The organism is Micromonospora jinlongensis (genome assembly GCF_013410645.1).
GTDB lineage: Bacteria > Actinomycetota > Actinomycetes > Mycobacteriales > Micromonosporaceae > Micromonospora > Micromonospora zamorensis.
In genome coordinates, this window is record NZ_JACCHK010000001.1 from 6,545,777 (window position 1) to 6,562,646 (window position 16,870).

Sequence of the window (16,870 nt, forward strand, 5' to 3'; positions counted from 1 at the left end):
CGGGGCGCGGCACGCGTCAGCCGGTGCCGTCGTGGGTAGGAAGTGTGCTCATGACGTCGTTCGGGTTTCACGCCTCGCATGAGCAGATCGGTCCACGCGCCCTCCTGGAAGCGGTGATGCACGCCGAGCGGGCCGGCTTCGACGCGGCCATGTGCTCCGACCACTTCTCCCCGTGGAGCACGCGGCAGGGCGAGTCCGGCTTCGCCTGGTCCTGGCTGGGTTCCGCGTTGCAGGCCACCGGCATGCCGTTCGGCGTGGTCAACGCGCCCGGCCAGCGGTACCACCCGGCGATCATCGCGCAGGCGATCGGCACGCTCGGCGCGATGTACCCGGGCCGGTTCTGGGCTGCGCTCGGCACCGGCGAGGCCAGCAACGAGCACATCACCGGCGACCCGTGGCCGCGCAAGGACGTCCGCGCCGCCCGGCTGCGCGAGTGCGTGGACGTGATCCGCGCGCTGTTGGCCGGCGAGGAGGTCAGCCACGACGGCCTGGTCCGGGTGGACCGGGCCCGGCTGTGGACCCGCCCGGAGCAGCCGCCCGCGTTGGTCGGCGCCGCCGTCAGCGTGGCAACCGCCCGCTGGTGCGCCGAGTGGGCGGACGGGCTGATCACCGTGAACGCGCCGACGGCACACCTGCGCGAGATGATCGACGCGTACCGGGACGCCGGTGGGCGCGGGCCGCTGCACCTTCAGGTGCACGTCTCCTGGGCGCCGGAGCAGGCGCAGGCCGAGGCCATCGCGTACGACCAGTGGCGCAGCAACGTCTTCGCCCCGCCGGTCTGCTGGGACCTGGAGACCGTCGAGCACTTCGACGTGGTCAGCGCCGACGTGCCGGCGCAGCGGGTCGCCGAGGTGGTGAACGTGTCCGCGGACCTGGGTCGGCATGTCGGCTGGTTGGAGGAGTACGTCGAACTCGGCTTCGACCAGATCGCCCTGCACCACGTCGGGCAGGAGCAGCGCGGCTTCATCGACGCGTTCGGCGCGGAGGTGCTGCCGAAGTTGCGCCCGGCTGGCTGATCGAGGGCTCAACCAACGGACCCCTAGGCTCGTACCCCATGGAAAGCCTGTTTCCGGTCGTCGTCTTCCTGGCGATCGCCACCCTGGGTGCCGCGCTGGCCCGCCGGCTCGGCCTGCTCGCGCCGATCGTGCTGGTCGTGCTCGGTCTGGCGCTCTCGTTCGTACCGGGCTTCCCCCAGGTGGAACTCGACCCCGAACTGGTGCTGATCGGCATCCTGCCGCCGCTGCTCTACGTGGCCGCGCTGGAGACCTCGGTGCCGGCGTTCAAGAACAACATCCGGCCGATCCTGCTGCTCGCGGTCGGCCTGGTGTTGTTCACCGCGTTCGTGGTCGGGTTGGTGCTGCACCTGCTGCTGCCGCAGTTGCCGTTCGCGATCTGCCTGGCCCTCGGCGCGGTGGTCGCGCCGCCGGACGCCGTGGCCGCCACGGCGGTGGCCCGGCGGGTCGGCCTGCCCCGCCGGGTCGTCACCATCCTTGAGGGGGAGAGCCTGGTCAACGACGCCACCGCGCTGGTGCTGCTGCGGGTCGCGACGCTGGCGACCGTCGGCTCGGCGGTCGGCACGGCCGACGTCGCCATCGAAGTGCTGCGCTCCACCGGTGGGGGCATCCTGATCGGGGCGCTCGGTGCGGTGGTCTTCGGTTTCCTGCACCGGCGGATCACCGACCCGCTGCTGGACAACGCGCTGTCGTTGATCATCCCGTTCGCGGTGGTGTTCACCGCCGAGCACCTGCACGCCTCAGGTGTGGTCGCGGTGGTCGTCACCGGTCTCGTGCTCGGGCACAAGCTGCCGCAGCTGCTGTCGGCGGCGTCCCGGTTGCAGGTCGGCGCGTTCTGGCGACTGGTCCGCTTCCTCTTGGAGGGCCTGGTCTTCCTGCTGGTCGGGCTCCAGCTGCGGGAGGTGCTGCGCGACCTCGACGAGCCGGCCGGCTCGCTCATCCTGATCACGTTCGCGGTGCTCGCCGCCGTCTTCCTGACCCGGTTCGTCTGGCTCTTCCCGGCCACCTACCTGGCCCGGTTGGTGCCCCGCGTGCGCCGACGTGACGCCAGGCCGTCGCCGAAGGTCCCGATCATCATCGGCTGGGCCGGGATGCGCGGCGTGGTGACCCTGGCCGCCGCGCTCGCGCTGCCGCTGACCCTGGCCGACGGCGAGCCGTACCCCCGGGCGTTGCTCATCTGGCTTGCCTTCGCCGTGATCGTTTTCACGCTGGTCGGCCAGGGCGCCACGCTGCCGCTGGTCGCCCGTCGGTTGAAGCTGCCGCAGGACGACCCGGTGCAGGACGCGCTGTCCGCGGCCGGTGTGCAGCAGCAGGCCAGCCGCGCTGCGCAGGAGCGCCTCGACGAGCTGGCCGACAGCGCACCGGACGCGGTGGTGGACCGGCTGCGCCGAGCGGTGGAGGACCGCACCAACATGGCGTGGGAACGGCTCGGTGGCACCGAGCGGGAGACCCCGTCGCAGGCGTACGGTCGGTTGCGACAAGAGATGATCGACGCCGAGCGGGATGTGTTCCGGGCTGCCCGGGACTCCGGTCGGATCCCTGAGGAGGTGCTGGTGCAGGCCTATCGTGACCTGGACCTGGAGGAGTCGTTGCTGAGGGAGGCCGGGAAGTGAGCTGTCAGCACCTGACCGAGGCGGGTGCCGCGGAGGCGCGTACCCCCGACGAGTGCGAGGACTGCGTCGCCATCGGCGAGACCTACTGGGTGCACCTGCGCACCTGCCTGAGCTGTGGGCAGGTCGGCTGCTGCGACTCGTCGCCGAACCAGCACGCGAGCAAGCACTTCGCGTCCACCGGCCACCCGGTGATCCGCTCGGCGCAGCCGGGCGAGGCCTGGCGATGGTGCTTCGTCGACGAGGAGATCGGCTGACGGTCAGCCCGGTTGCGGTGACCGGTCGGCGCGTTCGGCGCGGTCAGCGCGTTCGGTGCGGTTGGCCAGGGCGCGTCGGGTGAGCGGCGGCACGGCGAGGCCGGTGAGCGCGAGCAACCCCGCCAGCGCCAGCCAGCCGACCGGGCCGCCGTCGATGATCAACCAGGTCAGCAGGGCCGGGCCGGCCGCGCGGACCAGCCCGGCGAGCAGTCCGTCGACCCCCTGGTAGGCGCCGAGGGCGTCCGGGGCGGCGAGGTCGTAGGCCAGCGCCGCCCCGGCCCCGGCGTGCCACAGGTCGCCCACGGTGTAGATCACCGTCGCGGCCAGCAGCAGGCCGACCGCCGCCGCGGTGGGCACGACGGCGGTCGCGGCCCAGAGCAGCATCCCGGCCGCGAGCACCAACCCGGCCCGGCGCATCGTCGTCGCCGCCGGCACCGCGTGCCGGGCGCTCCCGCTGAGCCGTACGGCGAGCAGCACGGTGAGCAGCGTGTTGACCAGCAGAAGGGCGGAGACCGTCACCGGAGGCGCATCGGTGTGCGCCACCACCCACAGCGGCAGCACCAGCGTCAACGCCACGTGGTGCACGGAGAGCACCGCCGAGGCGCCGGCGACCGCGAGGAACCGCCCGTCGCGCAGCGCCCGGCCGGCTCTCTGGCGCAGGGGTCGCCGGTCCGGCGGGTACGCCGGGAGCCGCATGATCAGCGCCGCCGAGACGAGATAGGTGGCGACGTTGCCGAGCACCAGGAGTCGGTACGCCCACCCGGTGTCCGCCACCAGCGCGAACGCGGCCAGCCCCGCACCGAGCGCCACGCCCAGGTTGGCCACCGCCCGCAGGGTGGCGAAGGCGTGCACCCGTCCCTCGGGGCCGCCCACCGCCGCGACCAGCGCGGCGCGGACAGCGAGGTTGCCGGAGATCAGCAGAGCGTCCAGTGTGGCCACCAGCAGAAAGACCGGGAAGGAGCCGACCATCAGGTACGCGGCGGCGACAACCGCCTGCGCCAGTTGCAGGACGGCACGGAGGCTCCGCGGGTCACGTCGGTCGGCGAGCCCGCCGAGCGGCACGCTGGCACTGAGCCCGACCAGGCCGGCGAGAGTGAGCCCGAGCCCCACCTCGGTCGGGGTCAGCCCCACGGCGCGGGTGAGGAAGAGCGCCGCACCCGTCACCCACAGCCCGGTGCCGACCGTGTTGGCGAGGGTGGCCAGCGACAGGGTGCGCAACCGACCGGGCGGCGGCAGCGGTGACAGCGACCGCCAGCGGCCGCCAGCCTCCCCCGTGGTGCCCATTCACCGACCCTAGAGCCGCCGCCTGCTCATCGATGCCCCGCGCAGTGCGGTGCCCGTCACAACCCGCCTCCAGGCCGATCTCGGGTGGGCTCAGCACAAAGATCCGCCTCGCCTCGCCTCGCCTCGCCTCGCCTCGCCTCGCCTCGCCTCGCCTCGCCTTGACCACAGCCGTCACCTGGCTCCTGTCATCGGTGCCGGCCGTCTTTCCCGGCCGTCCTTCCCAGCCACATGAGCAGCACTGGCCACCCGAGCAGCACTGGCCGCCTGAGCGGAAGTGGCCGGCCTTAAGGAGGTCACGTTCGCCGGTGGTACTGGTTGCGGCGGGGGAGCCGGTCGGGATCGAGCCAGGCCGGCGGGACGAATTCGGGCCTACCGTCACCACCGAGCCGGACGGTCCACTCGCCACGGTGCACGTGTCGGTGATGGTGGGCGCAGAGCAGCACGGCGTTGGTCAGGCTCGTGCTGCCGCCGTCGGCCCAGTGGTGGATGTGGTGGGCGTCGCACCAGCGGGGCGGGCGGTCGCAGCCCGGGAAGGCGCAGCCGCGGTCGCGCAGGACCAGGGCGCGTCGCAGGGGGCCGGTGACGAGCCGGCGTTGCCTGCCCACGTCGAGCGTCTGACCGGCGCCGCCGAGGATGGCGGGCAGGATCGCCGCGTCGCAGGCGAGCCGGCGAACCGTCTCCGGGGTGAGCCGCAGGTCGGTGTCGAGAGTGCCGGCGCCGAGCTGTCGGGCCAACGTCTCGAAGCTGGTGGTGACGACGAGCTGGGCGAGGTCACCACCGTGCTCGGGCAACTCGCCGGCGCGCAGGGCAAGCCGGCAGAGGTCGGCGAGCGCGTCGTGCCGGCGTTGCCCGGGACAACGCGGATCGTCCGGACCGGACGGTGCGGTCAGGGGGTCGATCGCGGCGCGCAGCAGGCCGGCCGCCTCGGCGTCCAGGCTGCCGGACAGCCGCAGCCGGCCGTCCGACAGCTCGGACAGGGTGACATGGCGATCCCGGCTGGCTCGGCGGGCCTCGGCCTCCAGCGCCGCCCGGGCGGCGGCTTCGGCGACCTCCGGGGCGACGTGATCGAGGATGCGGGTGCCCAGTTTGCGCAGCAAGGTCGGCTCGAACTGCCCCGCCCACTCGACCAGGACGCCGACCGCCTTCTCGGCCGCCTCGGCACCGGCGGCCGTGTGCACCGTGCTGACCGTGTCGCCGATGACCCGGGCCTGCTCCAGGCTGATATCCCCGCTGGCCAGAGCAGCGCGCACGCCTGGCACTCCGGCGTCCAACGCGCCGGCGAGATCGACCAGCCGGCGAGCGGCGGAGACGCTGAGCCGCAGCCGGTCCCGCAGCCACACCACCGTCGAGGACGCGCCCTGCGCGGCCCCGGTGCCTCGACCGTCCAGCTCGCGCACGAGGGCCAGCTTGACCGCGGCCAGGCGTTGCTCGAGTCGGTGCGCGGCGTCGAGTGCCGCGACGAGGTCGTGCTCCGGAAGAGCCCACGCCGGCGCGTCGAGACAGTCGGCGACTGCCGCCTCCGCCTGCGTCAACTCCTCCAACATGGAACGAGAGTAGAACAGGTGTACGACGGTTTCAGGGCGCGCGGTTCGGCACGGGCCGGGCGGACGGAGCGGCCCTCATGCCGGCGGCGTACGGCTCACTCGGCGCGTCCGATCCACCGGTTTGCTGCGTGCCCGGTGAATCGTTTGCGTCATCAGCTCGACAGCGCCAGCGGAAGGTGTCCTCCGCTCGCCCCGAACGCTCCTGGAGCGGCACACCGCCGCCTGCCCTCGATCACTTGATGGTCAGTAGCGGAAGTCGCGGTGTTCCAGCTGCACACAATCAAACGATCATGGACTCCTGGTGGCCGGTCGTGCCGCTGCCTATGATCCACCGACAACACGACAGTGGCGGGGGACGTAAGTGATCAATGCGATCTTCTTCGATGTCGGTGGGACGATTCTCGACGAGTCCCACGAGTTCGCCGCCTGGGCCGACTAGCTCGGCGTTCCACGGCGCACGTTCTCGGCGGTCTTCGGCGCGGTGATCGCTCGGGGCTTGGACTATCAGGAGACTTTCCGGGCCTTCCGGCCGGACTTCGATCTCGCAGTCGAGTTGGAGCGCCGCGCGGCCGCCGGCCAGCCGGCACGTCGCACGGTTGGGGGGTGGCGAAGCCGTCACCGGCCTTCTTCGAGCGGGTCGTTCGCGAGGGCGGCGGCGACGCGTCGTCGATTCTGTACGTCGGCGACCGACCCGACAACGACGCCCGCCCGGCCCAGGAGGCCGGGATGAAGACGTGCCTGATCCGACGCTCACCGTGGGGGCACGTCCTCGACATCCCGGCCGTGTCCGAACGGTGCCTGTTCCGGATCGACTCGCTGGACGAACTCCCCAGTCTGGTCGCGAAGCACAACGCGGCCGGCGGTTAGCCCGCCGGCCGCGCGATCATGCGAGCGTGGTGGCCGCCCGGGGAGGGCGGCCACCACCAGTGGGTCAGGACAGGCTGCAGGCTCCGCCGTTGACCGTGATCAGGCCGGGAGCGGGGTTGGCGCCGCCGGCCGTCGTCGCGTTGAAGCCGAACGTCACAGTGCCGCCGGGTGCGATCTTGGCGTTGTGCGACTCGTTGCGCGCGGTCACCGTCGAACCGGCCTGGGTGACCTTCGCCAGCCACGCCTCGCGGACCCGCTGGTCGCCGGTGAACGCGAACCGCACGCTCCAGCCGTTGACGGCCGTGGCACCGGTGTTGCGGATGGTCAGCTGGGCGGTGAACCCGGTGCCGCCCTGCCAGGCGCCGTAGTTGGTGTAGTTCACCGAGCAGGTGGTGGCCGGCACCGCGCCGGCGTCACCCTGGTCGGCCAGGAACGAGGCGATCCAGGCCAGCGCCGAGTTCCAGTTGATCGCCACCTCGTTGGTCGCGTACGAGTTGATGTCGTCGACGTAGCAGAACATCGGGGCGCAGCCGGCGAGCAGTTGCGCCGCGAACGGGTCCTGGAGCGCGGCGTTGGGACCACCGGCGAGGGAGCCGGCGGGCGGGCGGGGCAGGTTCGGGTCGAGCTGGTGGCCGAAGATCCTGCTGTGCTGGTTCTGCGCCGCGTGCTCGCCCCACCCGGTGACGTAGGAGATGTTCAGGGCGTTGCGACCGAGGATGTAGTCCATCGCCTGCACGGCGCCGTCGCGGTAGACGGGGTTGCGGGTCAGGTCGAAGGCGGTGGCCAGCACGACGGCGTTGTTGATGACGTTGCTGTTGCCGCCCCAGAAGTAGCTGTTGGCGTCACCGGGCATCGGCAGCCCGTACGCCTGTCGGCGCAGCTCGGCGAGGTAGCTGTCGGCGGCGGCGGTGACCGAGGCGCGGACGCGGGCCAGGTCGGCGGCGGGCAGCCCGTTCGGCACGGTGGCCAGGTCGAGGCGGCCCAGCGCGGCGACGCTCTGCCAGCCGAAGCCGCGCGGGTCGAACACGTCACCGGTGTGGTGCGGCGACGCGGTCAGGTCGGTCAGGTAGGTCTGCGCCCCGGTGGTGAGGTACAGCTCGGCCGCCGCCCAGTAGAACTCGTCGGTGACGTTGCTGTCGTCGTACGCGCCGCCGCCGGTGCCGTCGGTCGGGCTCGCGTACACCGCGGGGTGGGCCTTGGCCGCGGCGTAGGCGGTCTTCGCGGCAGTGCCGCAGCGGGTCGCGAACGCCGCGTCGTAGGGGGCGAAGAGCCGGGCGCACTGGGCGGCGGTGGCGGCCAGGTTGAGGGTGGCCGCGGTCGACGGCGGGTGCAGCTCGCGCGGCTGCGGGTCGTCGTGCGGGGCGAGTGGCAGCCCGGTCCAGTTCTGGTCGTGGATCTTGTGGTGGACCATCCCGGCGAGCGGCTTGCCGGCCGGCACCTGCATGCGCAGCAGGAACTCCAGCTCCCAGCGGGCCTCGTCGAGGATGTCCGGCACGGCGTTGCCGCGCTCCGGGACGCGCAGGGTGCTGTCACCCAGCGCGGCGCCGCCGTTGGCGGTGGCCGCCGTCCTGGTCCGCTCGAAGGTGTTCAGCAGCTGGTAGGTGGCGATGCCGCCGTTGACCACGTACTTGCCGTGGTCGCCGGCGTCGTACCAACCGCCGCGCACGTCGAGGGAGTAGTCGCAGACACCCGGCTGGCAGGGCACGTTGGTGTCGCCCTGGTTGGGTGCCACGCCGAGGTGGCCGGCCGGGCGGGCGTACTCGTCGCCGATCAGGTCGCCGTCGATGGCGATGCCGCTGCGCTGGGCGTAGAAGAACTGCAGCGAGTCGGAGCGCAGTTGGTCGTAGAGGGTTCCGGAGATGTCGAACGGGTGGCTGGTCTCGCCGTCGACGGTGAGGGTCAGCCCGGTGCCGGGGGTGCGGTAGCTGGAGAAGTCGACGGTCTGCACGTTCTGCCCGGAGGCGGCGTCGACGCCACGCGCGGTGGTGCTGCCGCTGGCCACGACGGCGCCGGCGGCCGAGCGAAGCTGCCAGGGCAGCGCCTCGGTTGCCTCGGTGACGACTGTGGCGTTCTTCGGGCCGCCCGGCAGGTAGCCGACCTGGTTGACCCGTACCCGTGGCCCGGTGTCCGGCTCGTACGGCTCGGGTGGCTCACCGCCGCGCAGCGAGACGTCGTCCAGGCAGATGGTCTGCGTCTCGGGGGAGCCGCCGACCTGGAAGATCAGTTGTGCGTTCGGGTTGTCGTCCGGGACGGTGAAGGTCTGCTCGACCCGCTGGGCGGTGCCTGTCGCGCTGGCGTCCACGGCCGCGTACGTGGTGTAGGGGGCACTGCCGAGTTGCAGCACGGCCTTGACCGCGGCGCCGGGGGTGGCGGAGACGGCGAAGCCGAGGGTGTATTCGGCGCCCGCGATCAGCGGCACCCCGTCCTGGCCGATGCCGGCGTCCCAGGGGTTGGCCAGCCCGCCCGCGACGGTGGTGCAGAGCCGGCCGTCGGTGACCGCGAGGGGGCCGGTGCCGAACGAGAACCAGGGGCTCACTCCGGCGCTGAAGTCGCCGTTGTCGATCTGCTCGGGGGCGTCCGGTGGTGGGTCGGCGTGGGCCGCGCCGGCGCCCGCGCCGGTGAGGGCCAGGGTGGTCGCCGCGGCCAGCAGGAGGCGGCGTCGGGATGGCGTCACGGGGAGTCCTTCCGGGACGGAAAGTGGGACATTGGTGGTGGCACGGTGGTGCGGAGAGAACCTGGGAGCGCTCCCAGGTGTCGGCTCGATGTTTCCAGTGCCGGTACGTCATGTCAATTGATCTGGTTGGATGGGTTTCGGCATCCGACGAGGGCGGTCAGCCCGACTGGCATCCCCGACGCGCCGCCACCCGGACGTGAGATTGGCCGCGCCACGCGCCGTCGTCCTGATCTCCTAGAGACAACTGCGCCCTTCGCCTGGCAGGCTGCCTCCCATGACCCTGAAGCTGCGTTCCGTGGGAACGAGCGACCGTGGGCTGATCCGCAGCGGGAACCAGGACGCCCTGCACGCCGGCACCTGGCTCGTCGCCGTCGCCGACGGCATGGGCGGGATGGCCGCCGGTGACCTGGCCAGCGCCCTCACCATCGACGCGGTCGCCCCGCTGGATGTCGAGACTCCCGAGGACGCGCTGGTGGCCGCGCTGGAGGGTGGCATCGCGCTGGCCACCTCCCGGATCCGGCAGGCGGTCGCCGAGGATTCCGAGCGGCAGGGCATGGGCACCACGCTGACCGCCCTGCTCTTCGCCCGTACCGGCAGCTGCCTGGCCCTCGCACACGTCGGCGACTCCCGGGCATACCTGTTCCGCGAGGGCGTGCTCAAGCAGGTCACCCGGGACGACACGTTCGTCCAGATGCTGGTGGACCAGGGCGTGATCACCGCGGACCAGGCCAGCAGCCACCCGCGACGGGCGGTGGTCACCCAGGCGTTGCAGGGCGACGAGGTCTCCCCGTCGTACGCGACGATGGTGCCCCGTGCCGGCGACCGCTGGTTGCTGTGCAGCGACGGCCTGTCCAACGTCGTCCGGCCGGACACCCTCACCGAGGTGCTCACCGGTTACCCGGAGCGCTCGGAGTGCGTCGGCAAGCTGATCGACCTGGCGCTGCACGCGGGCGCACCGGACAACGTCACCGTCGTGGTGGCCGACGTCGTGGAGGAATAGGCGCGCGCTCAGCGCCGCCGTGGTGTGGCGCGCCGGGTGGGCGTCGCCGTTCCCGGATCCTCCGGCCACGGGTGCCGGGGATATCGCCCGCGCAACTCGGAACGGACCTGCGGATAGCCGGTACGCCAGAACGACGGCAGGTCGGCGGTGACCGCCACCGGCCGGCCGGCGGGGGAGAGCAGGTGCAGCAGCACCGGCACCCGCCCGTCGCCGACGCGCGGCGCCACCGACCAGCCGAACGTCTCCTGGAGTTTCACCGCGAGCACGGGCGCGGTCGGGTCGGTGTAGTCCACCCGGATCCGCGAACCGCTCGGCACCTCGATCCGCTCCGGGGCCAGCTCGTCCAACCGGGCGGCCTGAGCCCAGGGCAGCAGCCGGCGCAGCGCCGACGTCACGTCCGCCCGCGCCAGGTCGGCGCGGCGCCGGGCGGCGGCCAGCTCCGGCCCCAGCCAGGTGGGGGCGGCGTCGAGCAGCGCCTCGTCGCTGACGTCCGGCCACGGGGCGCCCAGATGGTGTCGGAGGAACGCGAGCCGCTCCCGCAGCGCACGGGCCGCCGGGGTCCAGGGCAGCAACCCCGGACCCTCCTGACGCAGGCCGGTCAGCAACGCCGCGGCCACCTCCGCGCGGTCCGGTCGGTCCAGCCGCCGCTGGACCAGCTCGATCGCGCCGAGCCGGGTCACCTCCCGGGCCACCACGTCGCCGTCGGACCAGCCGACCTCCCGACTCGTACGCAGCAGCGGGCCGGCCGCCTCCCGCGCCGTCGCCTCGTCCACCGGCGAGGCCCGGCGGATCCGCGCCGACGGCGCGCCGGGGGTGCGGTCCGCGACGGCCACCGCCAGCCAGTCGGCACCGGCCAGCCCCGAACCGACCGCCAGCTCCGCGGCGGTCCCGCCGGTCATCAGGTACGCCGAACCGCCCGGTCGCCGCACCCGGGCCAACCGTTCCGGGTACGCCAGACCGACGAGCAGCCCGGCGGCGAGATCGTCGCTCAGCCCACCCGAGCCGCCCCGGCCCGCGGAGTCGGCGCGGCCGTCGGGTGCGGGGCCGGCGGGCAGGGCGGCGCGTAGCCGTCGTACCTCGGTGCGCCACCGGGCTGTCGCGCCCGCGTCGACACCGGTTCGCAGTCGACGCCAACCGGCGACCAGGTCGTCACCGGGGCCCGCTGCGCTCTCCTCGGCGAGCAGGGCGACGACCTCGGCCGCCCGGTCGGTGCCGACCCGCCCGGCGCCGTCGAGCAGCGCCCGGGCCAGCCGGGGGTGCGCGCCGGCAGCGGCGATCGCCCGCCCTCGCGCGGTGATCCGGCCATCGACGTCGACAGCGCCCAGGGTGTGCAGCGTTTCCCGGGCCACCGTCATCGCGGCGGCCGGTGGCGCGTCGGGCAGCGCGAGCCCGACGCCGTCGGGCCGACCCCAGGCGGCCAGCTCCAACGCGAAGCCGGTCAGGTCGGCGGTGGCGATCTCCGGCTCGGCCCGGGCGGGCAGCCGTTCGTGGGTCGCCACCGACCAGCACCGGTAGACGTACCCGGGGGCCTCCCGGCCGGCCCGGCCCGCCCGCTGGGTGGCGGCGGCTCGGGAGACCGGCACGGTGACCAGAGCGCCCAGCCCGCGCGCCAGGTCGATGCGCGGCACCCGGGACAGCCCCGCGTCCACCACGACCCGTACGCCCGGGACGGTCAGGCTGGTCTCGGCCAGCGCGGTGGCCAGCACGACCCGGCGTCGGTCGGCGGGACGCAGGGCGGCGTCCTGCTCGGCGCCGCGTTGGCGCCCGTGCAACGGCAGCAGTGCCACGGTGTCCCGCAGGTCGGCCAAGCGGCCGGTGACCCCCGCGATCTCACCGGCCCCGGGCAGGAAGACCAGGACGTCGCCGTCGCGCTCGGACAGCGCCCGCCGGACGGTGGCGGCCACGTGGTCGAGCAGAGCCCGGTCCACCGGCCCGGCCCCGGACGGGGCGATCGGGCGCGCCGGCGGCGCCCAGATGCGCTGCACCGGGTACAGCGCGGAATCGGCCCGTACCACCGGGGCCGGGGCGGATCCGCCGAGCAGCGCGGCGAAGCGGTCGGTGTCCGGGGTGGCGGATATCGCCAGCAGCCACAGGTCCGGCCGGAGGGTGGCCCGCGCCTCCACGGTGAAGGCCAGCGCGAGGTCGGCGTCGAGTTGTCGTTCGTGGCACTCGTCGAGCAGCACGGCGCCCGTACCGGGCAGTTCCGGGTCGTGGTGCAGCCGCCGGACCAGCAGGCCGGTGGTGACCACCTCGATCCGGGTGGCCGGTCCCACCTTGCGCTCACCGCGGACCGCGTAGCCGACGCGCTCGCCCACCCGCTCGCCGAGCAGCTCGGCCATGCGTCGGGCGGCGGCGCGGGCCGCCACCCGACGAGGTTGGGCGATCACCACCCGGCCGGTCACCCGGTCAGCCACCGCCAGCGGCGCCAGGGTGGTCTTGCCGGTGCCCGGCGGGGCCACCAGCACGCCGGCGCCGGCCGCGTCGAGCGCCGCGACCATCGCCGGCAGCACCGGGCGTACCGGCAGGTCCACTGTTACGTCGGAGAGCACGGCCCAGTCTCGCACCGGCGTGGGTGCCTCAACGGCGACGGACCTCGCCGACGCCCACCAGGAAGGCCCGCCAGGCCGACGGGCCGAAGGCGAGCACCGGGCCGGAGCGGTCCTTGCTGTCGCGTACGGCGACCTGACCGTCGGCTGTCGCGACCTCCACGCAGTTGCCGTTGCCACTGCTGCGCGTGCTGGTGCGCCAGTCCGCTCGGGTCAGGTCGTGCGCCGTCATCCGGGATACCTCTCGTCTGCGTCGGCGTGCCGCAGAAGCGGTCACGCAAAGTTACGAGAAGCATGCTCAAGACGGGTCAGCGACGCCGTCGGATCGAGCGCCATCCGGCACAGCTCCTCGTGCAGAAGGCTATACCCGAGCACATGATCGCCATCCTCCAGAGCCAGTCCCATCGTGAGGTTATCCAGGTAAACCACGGAGGCGTCGGCGGCATCGGCGAAGTTGAGGATCACGTACGGGGTGCTCATCGCGGGATGGCCGCCGGCCGCGAATGGAAGTACCTGAATTGTCACGTTGGGTAACTGCGCGATGCGTGTCATGTGGACCAGTTGTTCGGCCATCACCGCGGCGCCGCCGACCGGGCGCAGCAGCACCGCCTCGTTGAGCACCACCGAGAGGTGGACCGGGTCCTCGTGACGCAGCACCTCCTGTCGGCGCAGCCGGGCGGCGATCTTGCGTTCCAGGCCGTCCTCGCCGGCGGTGCGCCGGAAGATCTCCCGCGCGTACGCCTCGGTCTGCAGCAGCCCGGGCACCGACTCGGCCTCGTACGTGCGCAGCGTCGCCGCCTCGGCCTCCAGCCCGACGTAGAACTCGAACCACTCGGGCAGCACGTCGCTGTAGTTCTGCCACCAGCCGCGTTGCTGCGCGCCTCGGGCGATCTCGATCAGCGCCTCAGCGTCGGAGCCGGTCACCTGGTACAGCGCGAGTGCCGCCCGGACGTCGCGCGGTTTGATGCCGATCTGGGCGGTCTCGATGCGGGAGAGGTTGCTCTTCGACATGTCGAGCTGACGGGCTGCCACGTCGAGGGTCATACCCGCGCGTTCCCGGAGCTGGCGAAGCTCTCTGGCGATGCGTCGGCGGCGCACGGTCGGGCTGGTGGCGGATCGGGTGGGGGGAGCGGCGGTCACCGTCCGAGTCTGACAGACAAGATCCGCAGGTCGCGCATGCACGGAGTGCAACTTTCAAATCTGGGAGTTGCGTTGCAGTAGCGCTGGGTGCATCCTTTCCCGGTCGCGATCACTGTGGACATATCTGTGCGGGAGGACCGTTGCTCATCGCCGACGAGTTCTTCCTGATCGCACACAACGACAGTCGTGGCAAGGCCAAGCTGCATCCGGCGGCGACCGGGCTCGGACTGGCCGCCGGGCTGCTCGGTGAGTTGCTCCTCTATGGACACATCACCGTCTCCGACGGCCGGGTCACCGTCATCGACCGCCGCCCGCCGGCTGACGCGCTGGCGCACACCGTGCTCGACCAGCTGATCGGCGAGTCCCAGCACCACGCGCTGCGCACCTGGCTCAGCTTCCTGGCGCAGAGCGCGACGACCTCGGTGGGGGAGCGGCTGGCCCGCGCCGGCGTGCTGCGCCGCCAGGAGAGCCGTCGGCTGCTGCGTACCTCGGTCAGCTACCTGCCGATCGACCTCAACGCGGTGGCCTGGCCGGCCACCCGGCTGCGAGCACTGCTGGACCGACCGGACCCGCCGGGCGTGCCGGACGCTCTGCTGCTCGGCCTGGTCGTGGCGGCGGGGCTGACCCGCGAGGTGCTGTGGAGCGCCGGCCCGCGCGCCCACCACCGCCTGAACGTCCTCATCCCCGCGCTGCCGGCACCCCTGAAGGAGCTCGTCGGGCACACCGAGGCCGCCGTCGGGGCCGCCGTGCTGCGCGGCATCCCCTGATCCCCCGGTAACCCCCTGTCCCTCCCCTCGACAACCGGAGTAGTCGTATGCCCCCGACATCGACAGTCGACCGACCCAGCAACGTCTCCGAAGCCCTCGCCCGAGGCCGTCTCGGCATCCCCTCGGTGATCTTCTTCGTGCTCTCCGCCGCCGCGCCGCTGACCGTGGTGGCCGGCGTCGTCACCACCGGCTACGGCGTGGTCGGGGTGACCGGCATCCCGCTGGCCTTCCTGCTGGTCGCCGCGGTGCTCGCGCTGTTCTCGGTGGGCTACGTGGCGATGTCCCGCCGGGTGGAGAACGCCGGCGCGTTCTACGCCTACATCTCCCGTGGCCTGGGTCGACCGGTCGGCGTGGGCGCCGCCTGGGTGGCGCTGATCGCGTACAACGCGCTCCAGGTCGGGCTGTACGGCACCATCGGTGTGGCGGCCGAGCCGGTGCTCGACCGGATCTTCGGCGGGCACCCGCACTGGGCCGTCGTGGCCCTGGTGGCGTGGGCGTTGGTCGGCGTGCTCGGCCTGCTCCGGGTGGACATCAACGGTCTGGTCCTGGCCGCACTGCTGATCGCCGAGATCGTGGTGATCCTCGTCTTCGACCTGGGACAGATCGGCAACCCGGCCGACGGTCAGGTCAGCTTCGCCACGTTCTCGCCGGACAACCTCTTCGTGCCGGGGGTCGGCGCGGTGCTGGTGCTGGCCATCCTCGGCTTCGTCGGCTTCGAGTCCGCCGTGGTCTTCAGCGAGGAGAGCAAGGACCCGAAGAGGACGGTGCCGATCGCGACCTACCTCTCGGTGGCGATCATCGCCGGGCTGTACGCGCTGTCGTCCTGGACCATGACGGTCGCCGTCGGGCCGGACAAGATCGTCGCCGAGGCCGGCGAGCAGAGCGTCGGGCTGATCTTCAACCTGGCCGCCGCGCACCTCGGCGACACCGCCGTCACCATCGGGCAGGTGCTCTTCCTGACCTCGGTGCTGGCCGCGATGATCTCGTTTCACAACACCACGGCCCGGTACACGTTCGCGCTCGGCCGGGAGCGGGTGCTGCCGGCGGTATTCGGGCAGACCTCGGCCCGTACCGGCGCACCGCGGGCCGCCTCGGTGGCGCAGAGCGTCCTCGGCCTCGTGGTCATCCTGCTGTACGCGGTCAACGGCTGGGACCCGGTGGTCCAGTTGTTCTTCTGGGGCGGCACCACCGGCGGGTTCGGTGTCCTGCTGCTGATCGCCACCACCTCGGTGGCGGTGATCGCCTACTTCGCCCGCACCGGCGGCGGCGAGAACCTCTGGCGACGTGCCATCGCACCTGGCCTGGCCACCCTCGCGCTCTTCGTGATCATCTGGTTGGCCGTGTCGAACTTCGCCAACCTGCTCGGCGTCGCGCCGGACTCGACCCTGCGCTGGGCGCTGCCCGCCGTGTACCCGGTGGCGGCCCTGCTGGGCATCGGCTGGGGGCTGGTGCTGCGCAGCAACCGCCCGGACACGTACGCCCGGATCGGCCTCGGCGCGGCGAGCGCCGCCACCGCCGTCTCGCCGACCGCGCCGACCAGCGTGGAGGTGAACCGATGAGCATCGTGATCGAGCAACTCGGACCCGACGAGACCAGCCTGGTGGCCGGCCGGATCGCCGAGGCGTTCACCGTCCTGGAGGTGACGCGCTGGCTGGTGCCCGACCCGAGCAAGCGGGAGGCCGTGCTGGCCGGGGACTTCGAGATCCTGGTCGGGCACGCCATGCGGCACGGCTTCGTCCACGCCACCCAGGACCGGGCCTCGGTCGCGGTCTGGTTTCCGTCGGTCGGCGAGCCGGCTCCGCCGCCGGTGGACTACGACGCCCGACTGGCTGCCGCCTGCGGCGAGTGGACCGACCGGTTCCAGCATCTCGACGAGCTGTTCGCCGCGCACCACCCGCACCCGGAGCACCACCACCTGGCCTTCCTGGCGACCCAGCCGGGCCGGCAGGGTCAGGGGCTGGGCACCGCGTTGATGCGGCACCACCACGCCTGGCTGGACGCGAACGCGATGCCGGCGTACCTGGAGGCGAGCAGCCCGCGCAGCCGGGACCTGTACGCGAAGAACGGCTACCTGGCCGGGGAGCCGTTCCGGGTGCCCGACGGCACGCCGTTCTGGCCGATGTGGCGGGAGCCGGTCAGCCGCTGACCGGCTCGGTCCGCACTGTCAC

13 protein-coding genes and 1 pseudogene are annotated in these 16,870 nt (G+C 72.8%); 8 read left to right on the plus strand and 6 right to left on the minus strand.

The genetic code is table 11. From position 1 onward, the window contains the following. The first annotated feature begins 50 nt into the window (after positions 1-50). Genes HNR22_RS29470 through HNR22_RS29480 form a run of 3 tightly spaced genes read left to right on the plus strand, consistent with a single transcriptional unit; the run spans position 51 to position 2,880 of the window. Positions 51-1,016, plus strand: a complete 966-nt coding sequence (locus HNR22_RS29470; protein WP_179783115.1) for a TIGR03885 family FMN-dependent LLM class oxidoreductase — start codon at positions 51-53, stop codon at positions 1,014-1,016. Positions 1,017-1,054: 38 nt separating this feature from the next. Next, positions 1,055-2,626, plus strand: a complete 1,572-nt coding sequence (locus tag HNR22_RS29475) for a Na+/H+ antiporter (RefSeq protein ID WP_179783116.1) — start codon at positions 1,055-1,057, stop codon at positions 2,624-2,626. Further along, positions 2,623-2,880 (plus strand): UBP-type zinc finger domain-containing protein, encoded by a 258-nt coding sequence (locus tag HNR22_RS29480; protein WP_088947289.1) that lies wholly within the window; start codon positions 2,623-2,625, stop codon positions 2,878-2,880. Before HNR22_RS29475 ends, HNR22_RS29480 begins: the two co-directional genes overlap by 4 nt. A 3-nt stretch (positions 2,881-2,883) precedes the next feature. Here HNR22_RS29480 and HNR22_RS29485 read toward each other — a convergent pair whose 3' ends face one another. Both HNR22_RS29485 and HNR22_RS29490 read right to left on the minus strand, forming a co-directional pair. Next, on the minus strand, positions 2,884-4,164 hold the full coding sequence (locus HNR22_RS29485) for an MFS transporter (protein ID WP_179783117.1): 1,281 nt from the start codon (positions 4,162-4,164) through the stop codon (positions 2,884-2,886). A gap of 293 nt (positions 4,165-4,457) precedes the next feature. Beyond that, positions 4,458-5,708 carry an HNH endonuclease signature motif containing protein gene (locus tag HNR22_RS29490; protein WP_179783118.1) on the minus strand — a complete coding sequence of 417 codons (1,251 nt, stop codon included), beginning with the start codon at positions 5,706-5,708 and terminating at the stop codon, positions 4,458-4,460. A 361-nt stretch (positions 5,709-6,069) separates the two neighbouring features. Between HNR22_RS29490 and HNR22_RS29495 the strand changes: the two are divergent. Then, positions 6,070-6,575 (plus strand): annotated as a pseudogene (locus HNR22_RS29495) (HAD family hydrolase). A gap of 64 nt (positions 6,576-6,639) precedes the next feature. Here HNR22_RS29495 and HNR22_RS29500 read toward each other — a convergent pair. Continuing rightward, on the minus strand, positions 6,640-9,249 hold the full coding sequence (locus tag HNR22_RS29500) for a glycoside hydrolase family 9 protein (RefSeq protein WP_179783119.1): 2,610 nt from the start codon (positions 9,247-9,249) through the stop codon (positions 6,640-6,642). Between the two features lie 274 nt (positions 9,250-9,523). Between HNR22_RS29500 and HNR22_RS29505 the strand changes: the two genes are divergently transcribed. Further along, positions 9,524-10,249 (plus strand): PP2C family protein-serine/threonine phosphatase, encoded by a 726-nt coding sequence (locus HNR22_RS29505; protein WP_088947294.1) that lies wholly within the window; start codon positions 9,524-9,526, stop codon positions 10,247-10,249. 8 nt (positions 10,250-10,257) lie between these two features. Here HNR22_RS29505 and hrpB read toward each other — a convergent pair whose 3' ends face one another. Genes hrpB through HNR22_RS29520 form a run of 3 tightly spaced genes read right to left on the minus strand, consistent with a single transcriptional unit; the run spans position 10,258 to position 13,893 of the window. Beyond that, on the minus strand, positions 10,258-12,798 hold the full coding sequence (gene hrpB, locus HNR22_RS29510) for an ATP-dependent helicase HrpB (RefSeq protein WP_179783774.1): 2,541 nt from the start codon (positions 12,796-12,798) through the stop codon (positions 10,258-10,260). Positions 12,799-12,826: 28 nt separating this feature from the next. Then, positions 12,827-13,027, minus strand: a complete 201-nt coding sequence (locus HNR22_RS29515) for a DUF397 domain-containing protein (RefSeq protein WP_179783120.1) — start codon at positions 13,025-13,027, stop codon at positions 12,827-12,829. Between the two features lie 41 nt (positions 13,028-13,068). Then, positions 13,069-13,893, minus strand: coding sequence for a helix-turn-helix domain-containing protein (locus HNR22_RS29520; protein WP_255509115.1), 825 nt, complete (start codon positions 13,891-13,893; stop codon positions 13,069-13,071). Positions 13,894-14,075: 182 nt separating this feature from the next. On the opposite strand from HNR22_RS29520, the gene HNR22_RS29525 reads away from it, so the two are divergent. From HNR22_RS29525 to HNR22_RS29535, 3 genes are read left to right on the plus strand one after another with little or no spacing between them, the layout of a single operon-like run. Next, positions 14,076-14,702, plus strand: a complete 627-nt coding sequence (locus HNR22_RS29525) for a GOLPH3/VPS74 family protein (RefSeq protein WP_179783122.1) — start codon at positions 14,076-14,078, stop codon at positions 14,700-14,702. 47 nt (positions 14,703-14,749) lie between these two features. Then, a complete protein-coding gene (locus tag HNR22_RS29530) occupies positions 14,750-16,261 on the plus strand; it encodes an APC family permease (RefSeq protein WP_179783123.1) in 1,512 nt (503 codons plus the stop codon). Further along, on the plus strand, positions 16,258-16,848 hold the full coding sequence (locus HNR22_RS29535; RefSeq protein ID WP_179783124.1) for a GNAT family N-acetyltransferase: 591 nt from the start codon (positions 16,258-16,260) through the stop codon (positions 16,846-16,848). Before HNR22_RS29530 ends, HNR22_RS29535 begins: the two co-directional genes overlap by 4 nt. The last annotated feature ends 22 nt before the right edge of the window (positions 16,849-16,870 follow it).

Coding starts and splice junctions, on each gene's coding strand:
- HNR22_RS29470 (WP_179783115.1), top strand. CDS start 51: ATGACGTCGTTCGGGTTTCACGCCTCGCATGAGCAGATCGGTCCACGC.
- HNR22_RS29475 (WP_179783116.1), top strand. CDS start 1,055: ATGGAAAGCCTGTTTCCGGTCGTCGTCTTCCTGGCGATCGCCACCCTG.
- HNR22_RS29485 (WP_179783117.1), bottom strand. CDS start 4,164: ATGGGCACCACGGGGGAGGCTGGCGGCCGCTGGCGGTCGCTGTCACCG.
- HNR22_RS29490 (WP_179783118.1), bottom strand. CDS start 5,708: ATGTTGGAGGAGTTGACGCAGGCGGAGGCGGCAGTCGCCGACTGTCTC.
- HNR22_RS29505 (WP_088947294.1), top strand. CDS start 9,524: ATGACCCTGAAGCTGCGTTCCGTGGGAACGAGCGACCGTGGGCTGATC.
- HNR22_RS29515 (WP_179783120.1), bottom strand. CDS start 13,027: ATGACGGCGCACGACCTGACCCGAGCGGACTGGCGCACCAGCACGCGC.
- HNR22_RS29530 (WP_179783123.1), top strand. CDS start 14,750: ATGCCCCCGACATCGACAGTCGACCGACCCAGCAACGTCTCCGAAGCC.
- HNR22_RS29535 (WP_179783124.1), top strand. CDS start 16,258: ATGAGCATCGTGATCGAGCAACTCGGACCCGACGAGACCAGCCTGGTG.